Annotated in this window: 27 protein-coding genes; 9 read left to right on the forward strand and 18 right to left on the reverse strand. The window is 40.6% G+C overall.

The genetic code is table 11. The features are described 5' to 3' along the window. Positions 1–3: 3 nt before the first annotated feature. The 8 genes from ACXAFE_RS16710 to ACXAFE_RS16745 all read right to left on the reverse strand — a co-directional run bounded on the left by ACXAFE_RS16710 (position 4) and on the right by ACXAFE_RS16745 (position 5,665). Positions 4–360, reverse strand: coding sequence for an ApeI family dehydratase (locus tag ACXAFE_RS16710; RefSeq protein WP_475155058.1), 357 nt, complete (start codon positions 358–360; stop codon positions 4–6). After that, a complete protein-coding gene (locus tag ACXAFE_RS16715; RefSeq protein WP_475155065.1) occupies positions 353–1,666 on the reverse strand; it encodes an AMP-binding protein in 1,314 nt (437 codons plus the stop codon). Before ACXAFE_RS16715 ends, ACXAFE_RS16710 begins: the two co-directional genes overlap by 8 nt. Positions 1,667–1,671: 5 nt before the next feature. Continuing rightward, positions 1,672–2,271: a COG4648 family protein gene (locus ACXAFE_RS16720; protein WP_475155067.1), complete on the reverse strand. Its 600-nt coding sequence runs from the start codon at positions 2,269–2,271 to the stop codon at positions 1,672–1,674. A gap of 5 nt (positions 2,272–2,276) precedes the next feature. Beyond that, positions 2,277–2,525: an acyl carrier protein gene (locus ACXAFE_RS16725; RefSeq protein WP_010559421.1), complete on the reverse strand. Its 249-nt coding sequence runs from the start codon at positions 2,523–2,525 to the stop codon at positions 2,277–2,279. A gap of 13 nt (positions 2,526–2,538) precedes the next feature. Next, on the reverse strand, positions 2,539–2,793 hold the full coding sequence (locus ACXAFE_RS16730) for a phosphopantetheine-binding protein (RefSeq protein ID WP_010559422.1): 255 nt from the start codon (positions 2,791–2,793) through the stop codon (positions 2,539–2,541). Then, complete coding sequence (locus ACXAFE_RS16735) at positions 2,786–3,559, reverse strand: lysophospholipid acyltransferase family protein (RefSeq protein ID WP_010559423.1); 774 nt, start codon at positions 3,557–3,559, stop codon at positions 2,786–2,788. Before ACXAFE_RS16735 ends, ACXAFE_RS16730 begins: the two co-directional genes overlap by 8 nt. Continuing rightward, positions 3,553–4,284, reverse strand: coding sequence for a beta-ketoacyl synthase chain length factor (locus ACXAFE_RS16740; RefSeq protein ID WP_475155084.1), 732 nt, complete (start codon positions 4,282–4,284; stop codon positions 3,553–3,555). The genes ACXAFE_RS16735 and ACXAFE_RS16740 overlap by 7 nt, the downstream gene beginning before the upstream one ends. 154 nt (positions 4,285–4,438) lie before the next feature. Then, positions 4,439–5,665: an esterase/lipase family protein gene (locus ACXAFE_RS16745; protein WP_475155091.1), complete on the reverse strand. Its 1,227-nt coding sequence runs from the start codon at positions 5,663–5,665 to the stop codon at positions 4,439–4,441. Between the two features lie 236 nt (positions 5,666–5,901). Here ACXAFE_RS16745 and ACXAFE_RS16750 point away from each other — a divergent pair, with 236 nt between their 5' ends. Then, on the forward strand, positions 5,902–8,493 hold the full coding sequence (locus ACXAFE_RS16750; RefSeq protein WP_475155099.1) for an EAL domain-containing protein: 2,592 nt from the start codon (positions 5,902–5,904) through the stop codon (positions 8,491–8,493). 26 nt (positions 8,494–8,519) lie between these two features. On the opposite strand, the gene ACXAFE_RS16755 is transcribed toward ACXAFE_RS16750, so the two are convergent. The 3 genes from ACXAFE_RS16755 to ACXAFE_RS16765 all read right to left on the reverse strand — a co-directional run bounded on the left by ACXAFE_RS16755 (position 8,520) and on the right by ACXAFE_RS16765 (position 10,785). Further along, on the reverse strand, positions 8,520–9,899 hold the full coding sequence (locus tag ACXAFE_RS16755; RefSeq protein ID WP_475155102.1) for an MATE family efflux transporter: 1,380 nt from the start codon (positions 9,897–9,899) through the stop codon (positions 8,520–8,522). 31 nt (positions 9,900–9,930) lie between these two features. After that, complete coding sequence (locus ACXAFE_RS16760; RefSeq protein WP_475155106.1) at positions 9,931–10,377, reverse strand: YaiI/YqxD family protein; 447 nt, start codon at positions 10,375–10,377, stop codon at positions 9,931–9,933. A gap of 81 nt (positions 10,378–10,458) precedes the next feature. Continuing rightward, the gene (locus ACXAFE_RS16765; protein ID WP_100914956.1) at positions 10,459–10,785 is read right to left on the reverse strand and encodes a hypothetical protein; all 327 of its coding nucleotides are present in this window, start codon (positions 10,783–10,785) and stop codon (positions 10,459–10,461) included. Positions 10,786–10,964: 179 nt separating this feature from the next. Here ACXAFE_RS16765 and ACXAFE_RS16770 point away from each other — a divergent pair, with 179 nt between their 5' ends. The 3 genes from ACXAFE_RS16770 to ACXAFE_RS16780 are packed head-to-tail and all read left to right on the forward strand — an operon-like array spanning position 10,965 to position 12,719. Next, positions 10,965–11,795, forward strand: a complete 831-nt coding sequence (locus ACXAFE_RS16770) for a mechanosensitive ion channel family protein (RefSeq protein ID WP_475155110.1) — start codon at positions 10,965–10,967, stop codon at positions 11,793–11,795. A 57-nt stretch (positions 11,796–11,852) separates the two neighbouring features. Continuing rightward, positions 11,853–12,224 carry a VOC family protein gene (locus ACXAFE_RS16775; RefSeq protein WP_475155114.1) on the forward strand — a complete coding sequence of 124 codons (372 nt, stop codon included), beginning with the start codon at positions 11,853–11,855 and terminating at the stop codon, positions 12,222–12,224. A gap of 33 nt (positions 12,225–12,257) precedes the next feature. Further along, positions 12,258–12,719 (forward strand): DUF3291 domain-containing protein, encoded by a 462-nt coding sequence (locus ACXAFE_RS16780; RefSeq protein ID WP_475155118.1) that lies wholly within the window; start codon positions 12,258–12,260, stop codon positions 12,717–12,719. A gap of 19 nt (positions 12,720–12,738) precedes the next feature. Here the strand turns inward: ACXAFE_RS16780 and ACXAFE_RS16785 are convergent, their stop codons facing one another. Both ACXAFE_RS16785 and ACXAFE_RS16790 read right to left on the reverse strand, forming a co-directional pair. Further along, complete coding sequence (locus ACXAFE_RS16785; protein WP_475155123.1) at positions 12,739–13,428, reverse strand: alpha/beta hydrolase; 690 nt, start codon at positions 13,426–13,428, stop codon at positions 12,739–12,741. A 176-nt stretch (positions 13,429–13,604) separates the two neighbouring features. Next, on the reverse strand, positions 13,605–14,900 hold the full coding sequence (locus ACXAFE_RS16790) for a Glu/Leu/Phe/Val family dehydrogenase (protein ID WP_475155125.1): 1,296 nt from the start codon (positions 14,898–14,900) through the stop codon (positions 13,605–13,607). 329 nt (positions 14,901–15,229) lie between these two features. Between ACXAFE_RS16790 and ACXAFE_RS16795 the strand changes: the two genes are divergently transcribed. Next, positions 15,230–15,667, forward strand: coding sequence for an MgtC/SapB family protein (locus ACXAFE_RS16795; protein ID WP_475155130.1), 438 nt, complete (start codon positions 15,230–15,232; stop codon positions 15,665–15,667). A gap of 10 nt (positions 15,668–15,677) precedes the next feature. On the opposite strand, the gene ACXAFE_RS16800 is transcribed toward ACXAFE_RS16795, so the two are convergent. From ACXAFE_RS16800 to ACXAFE_RS16810, 3 genes are read right to left on the reverse strand one after another with little or no spacing between them, the layout of a single operon-like run. Continuing rightward, complete coding sequence (locus tag ACXAFE_RS16800; protein ID WP_475155133.1) at positions 15,678–15,932, reverse strand: hypothetical protein; 255 nt, start codon at positions 15,930–15,932, stop codon at positions 15,678–15,680. A 1-nt stretch (position 15,933) separates the two neighbouring features. After that, on the reverse strand, positions 15,934–16,359 hold the full coding sequence (locus tag ACXAFE_RS16805) for a hypothetical protein (RefSeq protein WP_475155136.1): 426 nt from the start codon (positions 16,357–16,359) through the stop codon (positions 15,934–15,936). 15 nt (positions 16,360–16,374) lie between these two features. Then, the gene (locus ACXAFE_RS16810; RefSeq protein ID WP_475155139.1) at positions 16,375–16,692 is read right to left on the reverse strand and encodes a DUF883 domain-containing protein; all 318 of its coding nucleotides are present in this window, start codon (positions 16,690–16,692) and stop codon (positions 16,375–16,377) included. A gap of 457 nt (positions 16,693–17,149) precedes the next feature. Between ACXAFE_RS16810 and ACXAFE_RS16815 the strand changes: the two genes are divergently transcribed. Continuing rightward, positions 17,150–18,229: an endonuclease/exonuclease/phosphatase family protein gene (locus ACXAFE_RS16815; RefSeq protein WP_475155142.1), complete on the forward strand. Its 1,080-nt coding sequence runs from the start codon at positions 17,150–17,152 to the stop codon at positions 18,227–18,229. A 188-nt stretch (positions 18,230–18,417) separates the two neighbouring features. Further along, on the forward strand, positions 18,418–18,993 hold the full coding sequence (locus ACXAFE_RS16820) for an outer membrane beta-barrel protein (RefSeq protein WP_475155144.1): 576 nt from the start codon (positions 18,418–18,420) through the stop codon (positions 18,991–18,993). An 85-nt stretch (positions 18,994–19,078) separates the two neighbouring features. Here the strand turns inward: ACXAFE_RS16820 and ACXAFE_RS16825 are convergent, their stop codons facing one another. Both ACXAFE_RS16825 and ACXAFE_RS16830 read right to left on the reverse strand, forming a co-directional pair. Beyond that, entirely contained in the window at positions 19,079–19,357 is a 279-nt protein-coding gene (locus tag ACXAFE_RS16825) for a superinfection immunity protein (protein ID WP_100914947.1), read from the reverse strand. A gap of 133 nt (positions 19,358–19,490) precedes the next feature. Then, a complete protein-coding gene (locus ACXAFE_RS16830; protein WP_475155149.1) occupies positions 19,491–19,763 on the reverse strand; it encodes a ribbon-helix-helix domain-containing protein in 273 nt (90 codons plus the stop codon). Positions 19,764–19,778: 15 nt separating this feature from the next. Here ACXAFE_RS16830 and ACXAFE_RS16835 point away from each other — a divergent pair, with 15 nt between their 5' ends. Together ACXAFE_RS16835 and ACXAFE_RS16840 are read left to right on the forward strand one after the other, a co-directional pair. Further along, positions 19,779–20,174 (forward strand): VOC family protein, encoded by a 396-nt coding sequence (locus ACXAFE_RS16835; protein WP_475155154.1) that lies wholly within the window; start codon positions 19,779–19,781, stop codon positions 20,172–20,174. 462 nt (positions 20,175–20,636) lie between these two features. Then, on the forward strand, positions 20,637–21,770 hold the full coding sequence (locus tag ACXAFE_RS16840; protein WP_475155158.1) for a PepSY-associated TM helix domain-containing protein: 1,134 nt from the start codon (positions 20,637–20,639) through the stop codon (positions 21,768–21,770). Positions 21,771–21,874: the final 104 nt, after the last annotated feature.

Raw genomic sequence — 21,874 nt, forward strand, 5'->3', positions numbered from 1 at the left:
ATGTTAGCTGTGCACCACTACGCGCCCTGATGAATGCTGACCATGATCTGAGTGAAAACTAAAGGTAAATTTGCTGTCGTTTTTCTTGGTGAGAGTAAGCTCAACCTCTGAGTTCGCAACAATCACCACTTGAAACTTCAATACTTCAACAGAATCAACCAGCGCAGAACTTAACGAAAAGTATTGCTGTGCGTATTTTACTGCCCAATCTAACTGCACAACACCGGCTAAAATCGGTGCTTGTGGAAAGTGACCGTTAAAATAATCTAAACTACCGTCAACCCAAAGGGTGAGTTTTACCGTATCGTCTTGCTCTTCAACGGCACGTACTTCTGGTAATGATTCTTGTAATTTAGTCAAATAACTTCTCCAATTCTGCAAATACGTACTTACCTTGGCTGTTAACTGGCAACTCATCCACATAACGAAATTTACGTGGCATGCACACCGCCTCAAACTGCCCAGCAAGCACTTGCTTTAAGCGCTTATTGAGCGCTAGTTTACCGTTTTTATTCAGTTCGCCAAGCCCAGCGGCCGACAATTGTGCAACTAATCCCAGTTGCTGGCGAAATCCTTGCGTTAACAAAACCACTTTACACTGGGTAATCGCACTTTCGTCGCTTAATACACGCTCAAGTGCATCTAAATTAACGCGTTTTTCCTCGAGTTTAATGGTGCGGTCTAAACGACCTGACAAACTAAAACGCCCATCTTCTAAAATCTCACCACAATCTTGCGTGACAAACATTGCATCGTCAAAATAAGGCGATTTAACTGCAAGCTGCTGCTGATGCTTTAATACCGTTATACCGTCAAAGCACTGCCATGGTTCAGTTTTAAATTCAGAGACTTGGCGATACGCAATGCCACCCGTTTCAGTGCTGCCATATATTTGCGTCGCAGCAACCCCCAATTGCTGAAACAAGGTCACTGCACTGTTGTCACTAAGCGGTCCGCCTGATGAAAACACTCCCGCAATATTGTGTTTAACTGAAACACATACATTGTCACGAATAAGGCGGTCAATAAATGCGGGACTGGTAATAATAACCGAAGGCTGTGTTGCGACTAACGCGCGTAATTGCTCAGGAAATTCAACAAATGTGAGATTTACTGTGTAATTCGCACGTAACGGCCAAAATAACTTAAATAGCAGGCCATAAATGTGCTGATGAGATACCGTCGCAACGATTTGGCAATCAGAATCAAATTCAAAGGTATTACACAAATTTGTAAGCTCAGCATTAATATGCTGCCAAGACTTTACCACAGGCTTACCGTAACCTGTTGAGCCAGATGTATAAAATGTAAGTTTTCCCGATTCTGGTAGCGTTAACGCATTGGCAGGTTGCTGTAGCGATTCCGTTAAAGTGAGGGAATCAAGCGAAAGGTGTTTGTCGCCACTAAATTCATCTACCAACACATAGTCAGCATCTTCACTGGCGATCTGGATATTTTCTGGCTGCCCGTTGGCTGGAAATATAACATCAAAACCTGCATGTGCGGCCGCGAGCAAACGTACCAAAAACACGTCACTTGCAGCATGGTATAACACCAAAGACTGCGCACCGGTTTGCTGTTTAAACACGCGTAATTGATTGGCAAGTGCCGTTACCGCATTAGCACAGATATCTCTATCTAAAATCGAAGGGCTGGTTTTATGCATACTAATTAATGCTTAAGCTCGTGACGCTGCTTTACAACATGACGAACAAGTAACTCACCTGCCATTAGTACGCCCATTAAAATGTACGCAATCAATCCGTTGTATAGCGTCCAAAGCGCAATATCTCCAAGGTATATGGTGTAACATGCAAGTGCAATATTAATGCTAAAGAATAGGCACCACACTTTGGTGACATTTCGCGTATAGGCAATAACATGTTCTGGTAATGTTACATTTTGCTTGTCTTTGCTTTTACGCTTTTCATCGAGTAACGCAAAGGTTTCTATCACCGTAGGTCCTTTGAACAATGAATACGCAAACGTGACGAGCATAGTTCCTGATATAAGCACAGGGTAAAACAAGGTAACCTTGCTGTTATCAAGTAACCACGCCAATGCGACACATACGCAGCCTAATACCGTTGCCGGTAAAAGCCATGGCATGGTACTACTGGCCGCCCGTGTAAATACATAGCGACCAACAATGGCGATGAGTAAAACAGGTGCAATACTGGAAATACTCGCATACTGCAGGCCAAAATAAATAAGCACTGGGTAGGCCAGTAATAATACAATGAATACTGTATTCAGTATTGCTTTTATCATGTGTTTTACGCTGAAACCAACTTGCTTACTTCGTTTACCACATCTTCGACAGTGCGTACTTGTTTAAACGCTTCAGGATCAATCTTTTGTCCCGTGATTTCACGCAATTTTACTACTAGATCAACGGCATCAATACTGTCGAGATCTAAATCTTGATAAAGATTTGCCTCAAGCGAAATATCGTCTTGATCTATTTCAAATTCTTCCACCAAGATATCAGTTAATACTGCGAAGATTTCTTGTTGTGTTTTCATACCCTACCCGCTGTTATGCGTTTTGTTCAATAAACGCTGCTAATGCATCAACTGATGCAAAATGCTGCTTTGTTTCTTCTGAGTTTGCGTCAATTTTAATATCAAACTCTTTTTTAATCGCTAAGCCAAGCTCTAGCGCATCAATGCTATCAAGGCCCAAACCATCAATAAAAAGTGGTTCGCTATCGTTAATATCATCAACGGTAATATCTTCTAAATCTAATGATTCAATAATGAGCTTCTTGATTTTAATTTTTAAATCACTCATAGCTGTCTAATTCTCCTTGAAAAAATGCCTGCATATCGCGCGTAAAACTACGCGCATGCTGCGTCAATTTCGACGCTTCAAAACTGGGTAATTGCAATTGTTGTTTCGTCATTGCGAGATCAAATTTAGCCTGCGTAGGTGCCACTTCGTACCACATTTCTGACTTAGTTAACGTTGACGGTGCAACATGAATTAACACTGAAACGATATCAGCACGACAGCGCAGTGCGATATTCGCCGCGCCTCGTTTGAATTTTAACGCTTGACCAGGTGTCGTACGAGTGCCCTCGGGAAACACGATTAAGTTATTTCCCGCAGCAAGTGATGCTGCACAATCCGTTAGTAAGCCCTCAGGGCTTTCATTGCTTATATAACCGGTGGATTTTATCACACCTCGCATAAATGGGTTACTAAATAAATGAGCTTTAACAACACAATCTGCATTAGGAATAAGCGAAATAAGTACCACAACGTCAATTAGTGTTGGGTGATTAGCAAGTACTAACTTGCCTGTTAAATTTGCAAATTTAGTACGATCAGCAATAGTGAATTTAAAGATTCCTAATGCGCCCATCAATCCAACAAAAAACTTAAACAACAAATGCACTGTATAGCGCGCTGCTTTGCGGCGTTTTTCTTCATCGCGATAAATAAGGTACTGAATAGGCAATACAATTAGCGGAACTAACAATCCACCTAAGCCAAACACCGCAAAACAAAAACCGGTTGCGACAATGCGCCAGCAGCGTCCTAGCTTGGTTAACAAGGCGTTACCTCATCAATATGCAAGTGCCATGCACTTTGATTTCCGAGCACAAGCGCGTCGTTGGTTTTGCTTGTCGCTAAAAATTCCACAAACTGCTTTGCCTGTAACGGTGTATTGTTAGGCGTATCGCTAGGAGTTAACGACAGCGTAATACCCTGTTCATTGTCTTTAGATACGACAAATGCACATGCCAAATCACAAGTATTCACATCATCAAATCGCGCATAATCGTCTGGTAGTGGTTGATCGCAATACACAACGAGCACTTCGGGTATATTCGGATTATTTAACTGAATGCTTGCTTCAATTAATGCCATCAGCAAAGTGTTCTCACCAGCTGCGATACTGTTCATTGGCTGTTGATTATTCGTTAAAATCGAATAAAGCCCAATAACTGCATTGTGAACAGACAAGCCAAACGATGTTGGGCTGATCACTTCTTGGTGAGCTAAGTCTTTTAAAATGCTTGATGTACGGTGAAAATCACCATGTTGCGACGCAAATACAACAGGCATTGATTCCGCACCACTTTTCTCAGCGCTATTTGCAGCAACAAACAACGCCATTTTTGCATAGTGACTGAGTCGTCGGCGCTGCATTGCTGGCACCCAATCCAATTGTGGACTTTTGCTCGTTGGACCAAACATTTCAATTTTTGCGTTGGCGAGCTGTGCTTCGTCCTTAGCTTTACACCAATAATTAAAATGTGAGAGCACCATTTTCATGTGATGTGCGTCCATGTTGTTTGAAAATGAGGCGAAACTATAAAAAAACTGCGCAAAAGAAGCAATGCTAAAACGCAAGAATGTTAAATTTATGCGTACTTTAGACTATTTTTAACTCAAATAACTGTATTTAACGACATGTTAATAGCATGTTTCAGTTAGCGGATGCTGAATTCGAAAGCGTGCTCATAATAAAATTAATAAACTTTGGCTCTTTCAACACCCCTGCATGCGATGCATTAAAGCCCATCATTTGATTTGCTTCACGCTGAATATTTAGCGGTATTTGACTGGCTAATGACACAACGCCATCATCACTTGCACCGTCTTGATAGGAAAATACCAAAGCGTAATTAATTTCTGGCTGCAGTATCTGAGTATGCAGCTGATTAACATAGTCACTGTTAGTCGCAACATCACGCCATGAGTCAATTACCAGGGGCGAACTTTCAACCCCTTTTCGAGCACTTTGCATACCCAATAACGGACTGTTTACCGTAATGAAATGATTAATTTTATAGTTATGTGCATAACCTTGGTGACTTAGTGCGTAACCTCGGGTAATAAGCCCACCCATACTGTGCGCTAACACCGAAACCGCATCAAAACCGTAGCGCTTTTGCATAACCTCAATGCTTTCTAGCAGATAGTCTTTAACCAAATGCAATCCTACGCCACTTGGGTAGTACAATACCCACACTTGATAGTCAGAATCTTCAAGCGCAGCAACTAAATCGGAAAATTCGCGCGGGTTGCCCATCATGCCATGTACCAGAATAAGTGGTTCTTTTTTAGCGTTATACGGAGACAACATAAATAAACCGGATTCCACTTGTGCAAGAAAATCAAGCGGCCGCCAAAACCCCATATCAACATTATGGGCATCAAACATAGCATGCTCTAAATTCGCTAACTTGCCAATATTATTAACATTGTAATTATCACTGTATTGAACTGCATACCCCTTTTTTACGGGCTTTGCGAAATGAATTGGTTTAGCTTTGTATTTGGCTTTATCATTAAGCGTAATTGCTTGTAACATGCCAACCGAATCAACATAAGCAACGCCTGTTTCATTGTCGTCGTAGGTCAAATTGTGATTACTATCTTGGTATACAGCAACGTAATAAGTGCCTGGTTTTAGGTAGAATTTAAACTGCCCGTTGGTATCGGGTAGTTTCTGCTTCTCAATCGAGAAGGTGTTGTTGTTACGGCTTAATACTGCAACTACGAGTTCGCCACCATCTGCGTTAGATTGATAATCAACTCGGCCATTTATTTCTGCAATACTCTCGAGTAATTGAGATTGCTGTTTAGCTTGGCGAAAATGCTGACAGCCAATTAAGCTCAAAACACAGCAAAGTAGTAAAATATGTCTCATCGAATTCCCTTCGTGCTAGTCACACATAACTTACCTGTTTATAAATATCTTATTATCACAATCAGCAAAGGCGCAACATCTGCTTAATATTTGTGCTGTTACATCATGTGTAGCGCAATAAAGTTGCGATAAACGTGATCGTACCCCCTTTTGTTAACGATTAATTACATCAACTTATTGCAATAATTACGACTATAGTTGAATAATGTACCGTCGTTAGCCAAATTTAACTAATTATGCCCGTAGTATTTGCTTGTTTGTTATTTTTCCCGCTCTTCTTATATGCCAATACCGAATTTGAGCAGATTTTTGATGATCACACTGCTGTGATGCTGTTGATTGAACCAAAATCAGGGGAAATTGTAAAAGCCAATCAGGCTGCGGCGGATTTTTATGGCTACAGCTCGCAAACACTTCAAAGCAAAACCATTCAAGAAATTAACTTATTTACCGCAGAGCAAGTCGCAGAAGAGCGTAAAAACGCCCAGCGACAAAAGCGTAACTATTTCATCTTTCGCCATCAAACTGCAACGGGGGATATTAAAACCGTTGAAGTTTATTCAATACCCATCGAGTTTCATGGTGCAACGCTGCTTTATTCGGTCATTAAAGACATTTCCACACAACGGCAATATCAAAGTGAGATTTGGCAATACCAAAAAAACCTAGAACAAATGGTTGATAGCCAAGTTGCGATTATTAAAACCAAAAATAATAAAATACATGCCATTTACATTGCCGGCTTAGTGCTACTCATTGCGCTTGCACTGTTTTTAACCTATTTGCTACGCATCACCCGAAAAGCGCAAAAATATAGTACAAAACTCAGTCAAATAGTGGAGCAAAGCCCCTCTGCAATTATCACAACTGACCTACAGGGTTACATTGATTATCAGAATAGACACAGTGATAACCCTCTTTTTGCCAAACTTTTGTCAAGCAAACAAAGTTTGTTTGATGTATTGCGCGATTTAACTCTTCGCGTTGCAGAGTTTGATAGCGCTATTAATACAAACACGCCATGGATTGATCGCGTTAATCTCGCGCCAAGTAATCAATGGTTACATGTACATCTTTATCCGCTGATTAATAACCAGCAAAAAAAAGACGGCTATGTCCTTATTCTCAATGATATTTCAAAGCAAAAGCAGGATGAGAAACAGCTTAGACTCAGCTCTACTGTTTTTCGTACCGCCAATGAAGCGGTAATGATTTGTGATAAAAATTATAGAATTCAAGCAGTAAATGAAGCCTTTACAGAAATCACAGGCTATAACAGTGACGAAGTATTGAATAGGACACCTGATATACTGAGTTCCGACCTGCAAACTGAACCTTTTTACGCCAATATGCAGCATCAACTCGACGAAAATAACCAATGGCAAGGCGAAATTTGTAATCGTCGTAAAAACGGTGAGCTTTATTATGAATGGCTTTCAATCACCGCCCTTCGTGATAATAATGGTGAGATTGATGCATTTGTGGCACTGTTTAGCGACATCACAAAGCGCAAAACAGCAGAAAATAAAATTTACCAACAAGCTAACTTCGACTCACTTACCGGACTTGCTAACCGCAACTTATTCTCAGATCGTTTTGAGCAAGCACTAAATAAAGCACAGCGTGAGCACTCATTTCTGGCGCTGTTGTTCATCGACCTAGATGGGTTTAAACACGTAAATGACACCCTTGGCCATTCACAAGGCGATACCCTTTTACAGCAAACCGCAACGCGCCTGAGTAGTACCTTACGTAAATCAGATACCATTTCACGCCTTGGTGGTGATGAGTTTGCGGTGCTTATCGCAAGTGATAATAATCAGTTTAAAGTTGATCGAGTTGCACACAAAATTCAAGCGGCAATAGCCACCCCTTATCAACTTGATAACGCACAAGGATTTGTCTCAGCGAGCATCGGTATAACAACTTATCCGAACGACGGGAAAGACGTTGAAACACTGATGCGAAAAGCCGATAGCGCCATGTATAAAGCGAAAGCAAAAGGTAAAAATAACTTTCAATTTTTTACCGCCGAAATGGACGAAAAAGCACAAAAAAGGCGCACTCTTGAAGGCGAGTTACGAACCGCCATCGATAACCAACAGTTCTTCATTGATTATCAACCCATTTTTGATGCTAAACATAACATTATTTATGCGTGTGAAGCATTGGTACGCTGGCATCACCCAACCAAAGGGCTTATAGCACCGGACCAATTTATTGAGCTTGCTGAAGAAATTGGAGTGATTGCCAATATTGGTGAGTTTGTATTAGAACAGGCCTGTATTACCGCAGCAAAGTGGCAAGATGAATATGAAAATGCACCGGGCATCAGCGTAAACATTTCGACAATTCAATTCCAACGTGATGATTTTATTGCCACTATTAAGAGTGCGATTGAAGTCAGTGGCTTGCCAAGCAACAAGCTGATATTAGAAATCACTGAAAGTTTACTCATTGAAAACGATAAAAAAACCATTGCTCAGCTCACTATGTTAGCTAATTTAGGCGTAAAAATAGCCATTGATGATTTCGGCACCGGCTATTCATCGCTCAGCTACTTAAAGAAATTCCCAGTGCATAAACTCAAAATTGATAGAAGCTTCATTAAAGACATTGAACAAAACGCCGAAAGCCAAGCCCTTACCAAAGCCATTATTGCAATGAGTAAGAGCTTAAAGCTTGAAGTAATTGCCGAAGGCGTTGAGCTCAATGCGCAGATGCACTGGTTAACAGCATCGGATTGCTCGCTAATTCAAGGCTATTGGTTTGCCAAGCCCGTTGATGCGTTAACGATTAAAGAATTACTGACTGAGCACAACAGTTAGCATATCCTTTCAGCTATACCACTCACTTATTTTGCCACAGCGCAAGTTTGCTCTGGTGCGTTATTTGGTGCTTTAACCAGCTTTTTACTAAATTCACGACGAATTAACAGGTGGCTGACCAACGCTTGAATAAACACGGTTACAATTGAACAATACCAGATTTGTTCAATGTAAAAGTCGTCTTGATTCACTAAATAAATAACTGAAACCGCAAACAGTGACAAGCGCACAAAGGTGCTCAGTAACGCGGGCCACGTATTTCCAAGCGCTTGAAACATGCCTGAAATGGCAAAAACATAGCCAGCAGGAACAAAATTAAGGCCAACAAAACTCAAGAACGTTGCTGCGACTAACACCACGTTGGCATTGTCACTAAAACTCGTAACAAATAGCTCAGGTACCCACAAACACAGTACCATTAACATGCCCATTAGTGAGCAGGTTAAAAACGCGGTGATGTAAAAGGTTTCATATACCCGTGAGATTTTGCGCGCCGCGAAGTTTTGTCCAGCAATGGCAGGCGCAGCAAAGGCAATGGCCATAACCGGTAAAAATAGCGATTGCATAATACGCCCACCTAAACCAAAGCCGGCTTGTGCTTCAGCAGATACTCGACTAAGCGCCCAATAAATCAACGACATATACAAGAAGGTCAGTAAAAATTCGCCGCCCGACGGTAAGCCAATATTAAGCACTTTGCGTATCGTTTTCGTTTTTAACGCAAACGATAACCAGCGCACTTGAAGATATTGCTCTTGTTTATTGAAATAACGCACCAAAAGCACAAACGATAGCAACATTGAAATACTGCTCGCTAGACCCGCGCCAACGACACCAAGTTCAATACCCAATCCCCACCCCGTAATCAGAATAGGCGATAGAATAATGTTAGCGATAATACCAATCACCGAAATGGACATAACCGGTTTTACAATACCAGTACCGCGCAGCGCAGCACTTAATGCGGTAAATACAAACTGCAGCAGTAAAGACGGTAAGAACCAATAAAAGTAACTCTCGGCTAATGCTTGTGTAGCAATGTCGGCGGTCATAAACGCAAAAAATACGTGACCAAATGTATAGCCTATCGCTGCACAAAACAGGGTTGCCCAATTGGCAAGCGCTAACGTTTGATTAAATACGTGACTGGCTTGGCGCTGCTTTTTGCGCCCGACCGCATGCGATACTAGTGTTGCACAACCAATATTGAGTACTTGCGTTAATGCCATAACAAAGAAAAACACACTTGATGCATTGCTCACAGCGGCAATCGCGGCACTGCCTAGTTGACCAACAAAATACAAATCAACTAAGAAATACAGCGTTTGAATAAGCAGACCAATGGCGATTGGCACTGCCATTGAAATAATGTGTTTTGGAATGCTTCCTTTCGTAAGATCGTGCATAACTGCGCAACTGTCCTTTTAAATAGTAAGGCTAACCGAGCCTTGCAAGCGCTTTATCGAGTTCATCAGCAAAGGCTTTTTTATCGGTGTTTGATAACGCACTCGGGCCACCGGTTTCAACGCCACTGGCACGCAAAGTATCAAAAAAATCACGCATATTTAAACGCGCTTTAATGTTACTTGCGGTTAATAACTCGCCGCGAGGTGTGAGTGCAATCGCTTCTTTAGTAATCACTTCATCGGCTAACGGAATATCTTGCGTAATCACCAAATCACCCGCGACTACACGCTTAGCAATTTCGTTATCGGCAACATCAAATCCTTTTTCGACCTGTAATCGCTTGATAAAACGAGACGGTGGAATGCGGAAACTGTGGTTAGCAATAAAGGTTGTGTTGATCTGTTTACGCTCTGCAGCACGAAATAAAATCTCTTTAATTGCAACAGGGCATGCATCTGCATCGACCCAGATATTCATATAGTTCCTAGGCTCTTAAATAAAAATGCAGTATACGGAAGCGACTAACTAAATGCGAGTGATTCTTAACGGCGAAATGTGTTAACGCTTATTTTTAAGCGACAACATAAACTGCTCTACTTTTAAGGTCAGGAATTGTTCTACCTGCTCTTCCATGCTGTCTACCGTAAAGTCATTTACGCTTAACACACGTTCGGCTTGCTCTTCTGAAATTAACTTACCGTTCAGTAAAAACTCCCATTCAGGCAAGGTTTTATCATAGCGAGGGATCACATCAAGGGTGACAAACGGATAGGTAAAATCAACCCGATTTATCAATCGGCAAAAATCTTCAATGTAATCAGTACCCGTTGGCCCTAAACACCCAGGCTCTAAACGAAAGCGTATTGCTAATTTCAAATAGGACATACCTCTTCCTTTAAACACGCAAGATAGAATAAAACTACTTTACAAACTATGTGATGTAACACTGCAAACCGCAAGTTAATGTTTAATAAACTTTCTATGTGTATAAATTATAGCTATGACTCTTGAAGCACAGTTTAAGATAGCCTAGTGTATAGTTTTTAACGTTGGGTTAACAAAAAATGGAAGAATTTATCGCTCAGCTCGACCTCAACCAATACTTGCCAACAGCACTTGATTGGGCAACTAACTTATTACTTGCCTTCGCTATTTTAATTATTGGTATTTGGCTTGCCGGCAAAGTAAATAAAGCCATCATCAAAATCTCTAATCGTCATGCGCAACTAGACGATACCTTGTTTAAGTTTTTTGGCAGTGTGGCTAAATACACCATTTTGGCATTTGTCGGTATTGCGGTCTTAAACCGTTTTGGTGTGCAAACAGCATCAATAATTGCACTGCTAGGTGCCGCTGGCCTTGCGGTTGGTTTGGCACTGCAGGGCACGTTATCGAACCTTGCTGCGGGTGTAATGCTGCTTATATTTAGGCCGTATAAAGTGGATGATTTTATAGAAACGGGCGACCAATTCGGCAAAGTGGCTGAAATAGACATGTTCACCACAATTTTACAAACCTTTGATAAACAACGCATTATCATTCCTAATAGCGATATTTGGGGCAATAAAATTGTCAATCACTCTCACCATGAGATACGTGGTGTTGATATGCGTTTTGGTATCGCCTATGACGAGAACATCGACGCTGCTCGCGCAGTTATTAATAAGGTATTAGACGCGCACCCACATATTTTGAATGACCCTAAACCTTTCGTTGAAGTTGAAACCCTCAACAATAGTTCGGTCGATTTTTTAGTACGTCCGTTTTGTCATGGTGAACATTATTTCGATATTTTGTATTCGGTACCCGAGCAAATTAAAAAAGCGCTTGATGATGCCAATATTGAAATTCCATTCCCTCACCGTAAAGTTATTTTAGTTAATGAGAACAAATAAATAACGTGTAGGCATGCGTTTAAAACGCATGCCCACAGTTTAGTTTTAAGGATTTAAATGAATTTAAACCAAGTAACATTACCGGTAACGCAAATGAGCGATGCCGTTAGGTTTTACCAAACGCTCGGTTTTGAACTTATTGTCGACACACCGCATTATGCGCGTTTTGCCTGCCCAGAGGGCGATTCTACATTTTCGCTGTCACTTGAAGAAAACGCCGTTAATGGCGCCACGATTTATTTTGAACATGCACAGCTCGATAACTGGGTTGCCGACTTACAAGCAAAAGGCGTTATATTTTCGCAGCTACCAACTGATGAACGATACCTGTGGCGAGAAGCTGTGTTATTTGACCCTTCAGGCAATAAAATCAAGCTTTATTGGGCAGGCGAAAACCGTTTAAACCCGCCGTGGCGTGTTAAAAACTAATTTTTATACCGTTACAACGAACTAAGGATAACGATGCAATTAGCTCAACTTAATATCGCGCTTGCAAAATACGCACTTGACGCCCCTGAAATTAGTGACTTTGTCAATAATTTAGACAAAGTTAACGCTCTTGCTGAACAAACCGATGGTTTTGTATGGCGCCTTAAAGATGATTCTGGCGATGCAACCAGTATTCAAGCTTTTGAAAACCCTAATATGCTGGTCAATATGTCGGTTTGGCAAAATGTCGATAGCCTTAAAAACTTTATGTTTAGAACCAACCACCGTGACTTTATGCGCAGGAAAAACGAGTGGTTTGAAAAGCTAAATGAAGATAATTACGTGCTTTGGTGGGTAGAAGATGGCCATATTCCTTCGCTAAGTGAAGCGATATCACGACTAAACCATCTTCGTGAGCACGGTGATACACCTTATGCATTCAGCTTTAAAGCAAACTTTACACCGCGCGATTTAAGCGAAGAAGCCACCAGCTAATTGCACTACACAGCGCAATTTAGCGAATATCCATTTTCTCTTTCATCCATGTTTTTACCGGCAGAACCCACTGTGGCAATGGGCGGTAAAACGCGCCATGCGATAAACCGGTATTTATCGAAATTTCTTTAAATGATTCAACCTGCCCACTTTTGTCTTTTAACTTTTTGCAGGTATTTGATTTATCTGTTTTTTCATAAACTGATAAAACATGCCCATATACTTTTATATCGTCATGTTTGCTTGAGATTAAGCGACCGCAACCAGCTAGTAATACAGTATTTACGCCAAAGTCTGCTAGATGGTTCGACATTAATCCCGTAATAAACGCGCCACGTGAAAAACCAATCAAGGTAATGTTGTTGGCGGGCACCCCATTTTTAATCATGTTTCGAATTGTCGCGCTTTGCGCTTTTGCATATTCAAATGGATCTGTGTTCTTTTTACGATGAACCGCAACTAACGTGTAGCGTTCATCAGCAAGCGCTTGTTTTACCTTTGGAAAATCATACAAACCCCAACCATTTTTAACTTCAACGGGCGTTGGGTTGTCTCCTTCAACAATATAACCATGGGAGTAAAAAACAAATTTATCACTTGGTTCATATTGCTCGGGTAACTTCCCGACAATCTCAGCAGCATTTACAAAACTTGAAAGGAGTGCACAAAGAACAAAAGAATAAGCGTTTAAGCGAGGTAATAGCTGCATATAGATGTTATTTTTATTTTATAAATTATGCGCTTAGTTTATTAATACAAAAGCTGTTTGTACATCGCCAATTAGTAAGAAAACGAAACAAGACAAAAAAGTCTTACGTACTTAAGTGTAAAAAGCGCGATTGTGAATCGCGCTTAGCTAATTCAACTTAATAGCCAAAACGATTATTAACGTTTCGATTGTGCATTAAAGTAATCGGTTGTGCCGTGTGCTTCAATGGCTTCGGTTAAAGTACGCAACGCTACGTTATATACACTGTCGCGTAGTGTAATGTCTTTTTCTTGATAGATTTGCCACGCATTTTCAAACGCTTTTTCAAGTTTTTGATGCAGCTTTTCTTCTACTTTATCGAGTGACCACTGCTCGCCTTGTCTGTTTTGCAACCATTCAAAATAACTTACAATAACACCACCCGCATTTGCCAAAATATCCGGCACAATCGTGACGTTGTTTTGCTGCAAAACACTATCCGCATCGCTAGTCACAGGTCCATTGGCAATTTCCACAATACACTTAGCGCGTACGTCATTGGCATTCTCACGGGTGATGACGCTATCTAACGCCGCAGGAATAAGGATATCAACGTCCAACGTGAGCAGCTCCTCATTACTTACCTGTTTAAACTCTTGCACTTCGCACACCGATTGTTCGCAGTACACAGCTGAGAGTTTTTTGCTGCGCTGCTTTTCTTGGAAAATACTATCGGCATCCAGTCCTTGTTCTCGATAAATCCCCCCTTGCGAATCGCTTATAGCAACGATATTAAAGCCTGCTTGCTGCAGCAGTTTAGCGCAGTGGTAACCACCGTTACCAAAACCCTGTATTGCCACAGTAAGCTCTTGTGGGTTTAATCCAAGCTTTTTCACCAACATTTGCGTACAAATAAACGCCCCGCGACCTGTTGCACTTTCGCGTCCTAAACTACCGCCAAGCGATATCGGTTTTCCGGTGATTACCGCGGGCGCTTTACTGCGTGTTATTTTTTCGTATTCGTCCATCATCCAACCCATAATACGTGCGTTGGTGTAAACATCAGGTGCTGGAATATCGGTATCGGGGCCAATAAAATCGGCCATCGCACGCACATACGCTCGCGATAATCGTTCAAGCTCCATAGGCGATAGCGTTTTTGGGTTCACGGTAACACCACCCTTACCGCCACCTAACGGTAACCCCACCACAGCACATTTGAGTGTCATCCAAAACGCGAGTGCTTCTACTTCGTCTTGATTCACCGCTTGGTGAAAGCGAATACCGCCTTTGCATGGCCCTAAGATATCGTTATAACGACAACGATAGCCTTTAAAATAAGCTAAACGACCACTGTCTAAACGTACGGGTAAATTACACGCTAATGTAGCATGTGGATGACTCAGTGCTTCAATCACTTGCTTGGAGGTATTTGCTTGCTCGCCAATTCGTTGCAAGCGATCTATTGCACTTACCAATACAGAATTACTCATACACTATCCTTAATTATGAACACTTCAATTAACAGCCATTATTCGTACTTGGCTAGCCTAATACTAGAGCGTGTTGAACTTTACAGTCTAGGCTACTTTAGGGTAACAGTAATAACTCACCTGGTTAAACCCATCACGTCGTTGCCAATCGACTTTGGTTAATAAATTACGTTACACTGTTTTAAACGAGTGGCCCTAGTCGACATGCTGCGTACTTACATAAGTGTTTGGTTTTATTACATACTCACTTCAATACACTGCTTTTAAACGTTACGATCAATTTGCCTGCGTACACTGTGTTTTAGCCGTATTTTAAAAATGAGAAACGGATGTTCGAGATAGACTTAGATTTCACCTTAATAATGTTTCACTTCAAGCAACTTGGTATTGCTTTTTTGTTGTCGTTGCCGATTGCATTAAACCGGGAGTCGAGGGAAAACGGCGCAGGCCTTAGAACATTTCCACTGGTTACCATTGCCTCATGCGCATTTATGCTCGTCGGTATAAACGTTTTTGAAGGTTCTGATGCCAAAGCAAGGGTAATGTATGGCATTATTACAGGTATGGGATTTATTGGCGGCGGAGCTATTTTCCGGGATAAAGACAGCGTAAAAGGCACAGCTACCGCAGCTGGGCTTTGGAATACAGGTGCAATTGGCGTATCTGTAGCGTACAGCCGCTATGAAATTAGTATTGTACTATCGTTTATTGGCTTTTTAATCTTTCAATTCTCTGAAGTACTCAAACCTAAAGAAAAAGCAAAATAACAACACCGCGTTACTTTACTAATAAGCTGATAATCTTAATTAGATCAGAATGGGATGAACTGCATTTTTGGTTATCAGGGTTATCCATTAACCCTTTTACAAAGCCCGCCCCAAAAGATGCCATAAGCCCTTCTTTTGACGATAAAATCGATTTCACATTCGTTTTTGCAGCTTGCGTGTTGTAGTCATCAAACGCCTTTACCGCGAGGTATTCGGCTTTTGCTTTTTCAAGTTGGTGTAGATCATCTTTAAGTAAAAACTCCATGTTAGTCTCCGTTTAAAAGTAAAGACGCACTCGCTTTAAACCCCACGCGATGCCATATACGCTTAAGCTGAATAAATAGCCATACCGCTAATGCACTGTTAAAAAGTAACAAGGTGCCAATCACCAAGGCTAAACTGGGATACATTTTATAGAAAGTTAGTCCAACCACTGCATTAAGCAAGAGCCAAATTACACTCACAATCACGACCAATGTTAAACAAATCGCGAATGAGAGTAGCGCAGCGCTGAGGCTAACTTTAGCCTCAGCCGCTACTAAATTTTTTGACGTAATGAGCTTGGCAATTTTACTTTCAAGCAATGCTGTTACGCTCTCGAATGTTTGCGCCAGCTTCGCCTCGTTTTCAGGCTGCTGATTTGGCTCGCTTTGATTGTTAACACCGCCCTGCTCGGGACCCATGTTGTCCATCGTCTTAAACCTATATTATTTACGTTTAATAATTGCAGACACCAACATACCGAGTGAAAATGCAATACCTGCTGTTGCTACTGGGTTTTCTACTGCGTATTTTTTAACGGCTGACTTTTCCCACTTAGCTTTCATTTCTTGCTGCTTTTGAGATAGGGTTTGTGAGCTTGAATGTGCGGTTTCGCGCAATGTTTCTTCAGCTGTACCGACTTTTTCAGTGATGGTATCGACTGAATCATGCATAGAGCTATTCAATTTATCGGCAATCGGATGACCATTTGATGCGTTTTGCTTAGCTTTTGAATTCGATGCATTTTGATTAGATGTAGCCATTACAAGTTTCCTTCTTTTGTCGTGTAAAAATATCTTGCTTAGACTTGATGCAACAATAAAACCAACTTTTAAATTGAATATAATCAACAACTTAGTTGTTTATCGTTTTATTTAGTGTGAGCTTATGTGAATCTTTTACATATCTACTGGTAAATTTTTCAAACCACTGTGCAAGGATTACGTTTCAAACGCGTAATACCGCCAGCAACAAGTACTTATGCCTTTCTGCCTAAAACTTATTTCTTGTTAAGTTATAAGGCGTTAAAACAACGCTAAACGTCATAACAAGTTAATTGCTACGGATAAATGTACAGTGGCACAACAATTGATTAGTTAGAACGTATTACCCATCTTTAAAGTATAAAAATGCGCAAAGTTAGGGCTATCAGCTAACTTATAGTGCAATGAATCTGTACTGAGTCACCACTAAAGTGCGCCACTTAAATAAGGAATTTCAATGATTGCGACACTTATTACGCTAACGGTTTTATTTATAGCAGCAACGTTAATTCCTACTGTGCGAAAGTCGCATTGGGTAATTAGGGTATTTGATTTTCCAAGGGTTCAGTTGTGTGCGCTTGGGATAAGTTTACTGATATGGCAAATATTCATATTGGTTGATAAGCCCAACATATTTTACGTATTACCTGTTTTAACACTCTGCGCGATAATTTGGCAATTGTTGTGGATATTGCCTTATACCCGTTGCTGGCCAAAAGAAGTCAAAGCAGCCTCTAAACACAGATCATTAGATGAAATTACAATTCTCAACACAAACGTATTGATGACAAACCACAACGCCAAAGCACTTATTCAACTCATAAAAACACATAAGCCCGATATTATTGTTACGCTAGAATCCGATCTGTGGTGGGAAGATGCACTCAAGGGCATAACAAAACGCTATCCCTACCGTGTTAACTGTCCTCTAGATAACCTTTACGGTATGCATGTTTTCTCCGCATTACCCATAAGTGATGAACGCATCGAATATTTAGTTGAACAATACGTACCATCAATTCACGCATCGGTTACACTAAAAAATGGGGTTAAGTTACAAGCTCACTTTTTACACCCTGCACCGCCAAGCCCTTCGGAAAATACCTATTCATCTGAGCGTGATGCTGAGCTAATTGTGGTGGCAAAAAAAATAGCAAAATCAAACCAACCAATTTTGGTTTCAGGCGATCTTAACGACGTAGCTTGGTCTTATACAACTCGGCTATTTAGAAAGATAAGTGGGTTACTTGACCCAAGAATCGGCCGAGGCATGTTTAATACATTCCACACTAAGTATTGGTTTGCACGTTGGCCTTTGGATCATGTGTTTCATAGCGAGCACTTCACCTTACATAAAATCACCCGTTTGCCATCCATTGGCTCTGACCATTTTCCGTTACTAACAACTTTAGTATATGAAGCAACATCGCAAGACAGTCATATTGATGCAGACAAAGAGGATCAAAAAGCCGCTGAGCGCCTAACGCAGCAAGAGGGCGTAACTACCCAAGATGTACCCAAACCTAATAAACTGTAATTTAACTCATTGTTATTGCAGACTTTCAGTCTGTAAAAAATTCATACCCTGTGTTATTGCTACAAAAATAAATACGTAAAAGATGCATACCAAAAACATAACTCCATGAGTTTTATATAAAAAATTTCTGGAACACTGTTTGCTACCTTAAGTTGACTTTAAAAGTTTAACATTAACAAGGATTTACTATGAAAAGCACATCATTATTATCATTAATCTTATCGTCAATTTTAGTAGCGCCGGCCATCGCCAAAGAAGAAGGTGATGTAGATCATCGCGGTGTTTATGTGGGTGGTGGTTATGGATTAATAAGCGCTAGCGGCGACGATGATTTTGATGATGATGACGACGCTTACAATGTATTTATTGGTACTCAGTTTAATCAAATGATCAGTTTAGAAGCGGGTTACTTGGATTTTGGCAAGTTTGGTAACGATAACTTTAACACCAAACTCGACGGCTATACGCTTGGGCTTAAGCTTGGTTTGCCGGTTACTGAACGTATAACACTGTTTGTAAAAGGCGGTAATTATTGGTGGGATGCCGATTTAAGCGGCTTTGATAATACGCTATCACTTGATGGCAATGAGCTATTTTACGGCGCTGGTGCATCATTTGCGATTTCAAAAAACTGGCAACTCAATCTAGATTACACCCGCTACGACTTTGAATTTGAAGATGATGAGATTGGCATTTTTTCAAATGTAGATAAATTCAATGGTGAAGTCGACTACGCAAGTCTTTCGGTACAATACACCTTTTAACCAATAAAATCAGCGCTAACGGCCGCTGATGATTTTCAATATTTTCGCCCTTTTTACGGCTAATGCTGTAAAAGGGCGTTTTATATTAGCTTGCTTCGCTTGATGACGCAGGTTTGCGCGATTTAGTCACCGCTTTTTCAACACTTTTACCGGTGACAGCCCAAATCATCAGGCCTGACCACGCAATAAGTGAAAAACCCGCTGGCACACATGCCGCTGCGATTAATTTTGCATGTTTGCGATTAAAGAAAAACGCTAGAACTGCCGGTAAAAACCATAAAACCAAGGTTGCTAATGCAACAGCTAATATAAACACCGGATCTGCGTTGGCAAAAAGATCTTCAAAAAAAGTAAGTGTTTCCATAATCGTATTCTCAATAAAAGTAACTGGGGCCAGACTACTTGGCTATGAGAAATAACTTGGCAAAAAATGCTAAGCGGCAAAATGCGGTGATTAATGGTTACACCCAATGTAGTACCTAGATACTACCCATTAATTAACCAAGTGGTTTACTATTTAGCGCATAGGTTAAACACGTTACACGCAGCATTGATGCGAGATTTTTAACACTGCCATGGCGTTCAATTACTTCTTGATACAAGGTGGAAATAAACTCCGGCACTGTTACTTTTTCATCGGCTGCTATACGCTCGAGAATTGGCCAGATTTTATTTTCTAGCGAAATACTTGTCACCACCCCCTGAATGCGTATTGAACGCTTGGTGCTATCGTAAGATGTTTGCGGCTCTTGAGCATATAATTCACACATAAGGTATTCCTAACAATGGCAAAAATGATTCACAGTATGATCCGCGTAATAGACGAATCAAAGTCACTGCAATTCTATCAAAACATACTTAACTTAACAGAAAAACGCCGGATTACTTTCGATAGCTTTTGCTTAATTTACTTAGGTAATGATGAGTCAGACTTTGAACTTGAACTGACTGTAAATTTTGATCAAAAAGCACAGTATGATTTGGGTAACGGTTACGGCCACCTAGCAGTAAGTGCAGAAAATATAGAAGCACTGCATCAAAAAGCCGTCTCTCTTGGTTATCAACCAAAAGACGTAAAAGAGTTTTATAACGGTGATTCACTCGTTGCGAAATTCTTTTTCATCAACGATCCAGATGGTTACGCAATTGAAGTAATTGAGCGTTCAGATACATTTAACTAAATCACAATGCGAATACAGAGTAAAACAAGTGCTTACGCTGTATTCGCGTCTTCTGATACGCAAAACCGCCATTTTGCGTGTTAACTTATATTTGCCAGCGTACTTAATGCTACATACAACAATATTTATCGCTTTAATAAAACCTAGTCGATTTAACCATAGAACAATAACTTACCCTATAACAGGAACGTATCAGGTAATAGTTTCGATAGTGCAAAATTAACAATAATTATTATCATTAACTATTCCAATTTTATTGCCACTTGCTTAGAATGCCCGCAACCTTTAAAGAAAATAACGTTTACTTAAAGCAAAATTAAACGGCTAACTTAAAAATACAGCTTGTCCGCCACATTTTGCCTCACTGAAACGTTTAAAGCACATTTGGTCCGTCATCAAATATGTAAAGCAGCGAGTTACACAAGCTTAGCTCGCCGCTACCGTTATAATGAGCAATAAAATATGAGTATAAGAAAAGCCTTTTTTTGGCTTCACCTAATTATTGGCTGCATCGCTGCCCTATTTATTTTTTTAATGTCGGCCACCGGTGCGCTACTTACCTATGAACGCCAAATTATTCATAGCGCAGAGCAACAAGATTATCCCCAAGCACCTTCTGCTAACACACAAAAACTGACGCTTGAACAAATAAAGGCTATTGCCAATACCTTAGAGCATAAAAAGCCGTTAAGTATTGCGATTAGAAACGAACAAAACGCCTTTATTCAAATTAAAGAAGGCCGCAAAACCCTTGCCTATTTAAACCCATACAATGGTGAAAAAATTAACGAACCAGGGCTTGCCACCAAAACATTTATGCGTAAATTGCGTGCTTTTCATCGCTGGCTAACCCTTGACGGTAAGTTTAGTGAGACAGGACGCTGGGTTAATGGCATCGCTAATATTATTTTCTTTGTGTTAGTGCTTTCGGGCCTTTATTTGTGGTTACCAAAACGCTTTAACAAACGTGCGTTTAAACAAAAACTTACTTTTGCTAAGTCTTACCCAAACATTAATGCACGCGATTACCAATGGCATAATGTGTATGGTATTTATTTAGCACCGGTACTTGCGGTACTTATTGCAACTGCTTTCTTTTTCTCTTTTAAATGGCCGGGTAATACCTTAAAAGAAGTAGTATCAAACGATGCGAAAGTTGAGCAGCTAAAAGCGTCGCCATTAAATAGCGGCACACCAAAATCGCTTAATGTGCTATTTGAGAATGCGATTAACCACACACCAGATTGGCAACGTGCACAGTTTACACTTGCTGCTAAACCTATGGATAAAATAGCGTTTAGCCTCGATACAGGCACAGGTGGCGAGCCACAAAAGCGCTTAACGGTAACGGTCGATACCCAGACTGGCGCTGTATTACAAACGCTCACCTTTGATGATTTATCAACATATCGAAAAGCACGCAGTTACATTCGCTTTTTACACACAGGCGAAGCATACGGCATTATCGGACAAACCATCGCGGGCCTTGCCTCATTATTAGCGTGTTTGCTCGTTTATACAGGCATTATGCTTTCATGGCGTCGCTGGCAAAACTATCGCGCACGCAAAGCTAAATTAGCGCTAGAAACCGCTTGATAATTTTACTTTAAAGCTAACCGAAGGGTTAGCTTACTTTATTTACAATTCTCTCTTCCTAAAGTGCTTTTACATTATCTGTTTGTGCAGATTTTAAATTCTGC

The organism is Pseudoalteromonas sp. ABV4_021 (genome assembly GCF_056159365.1).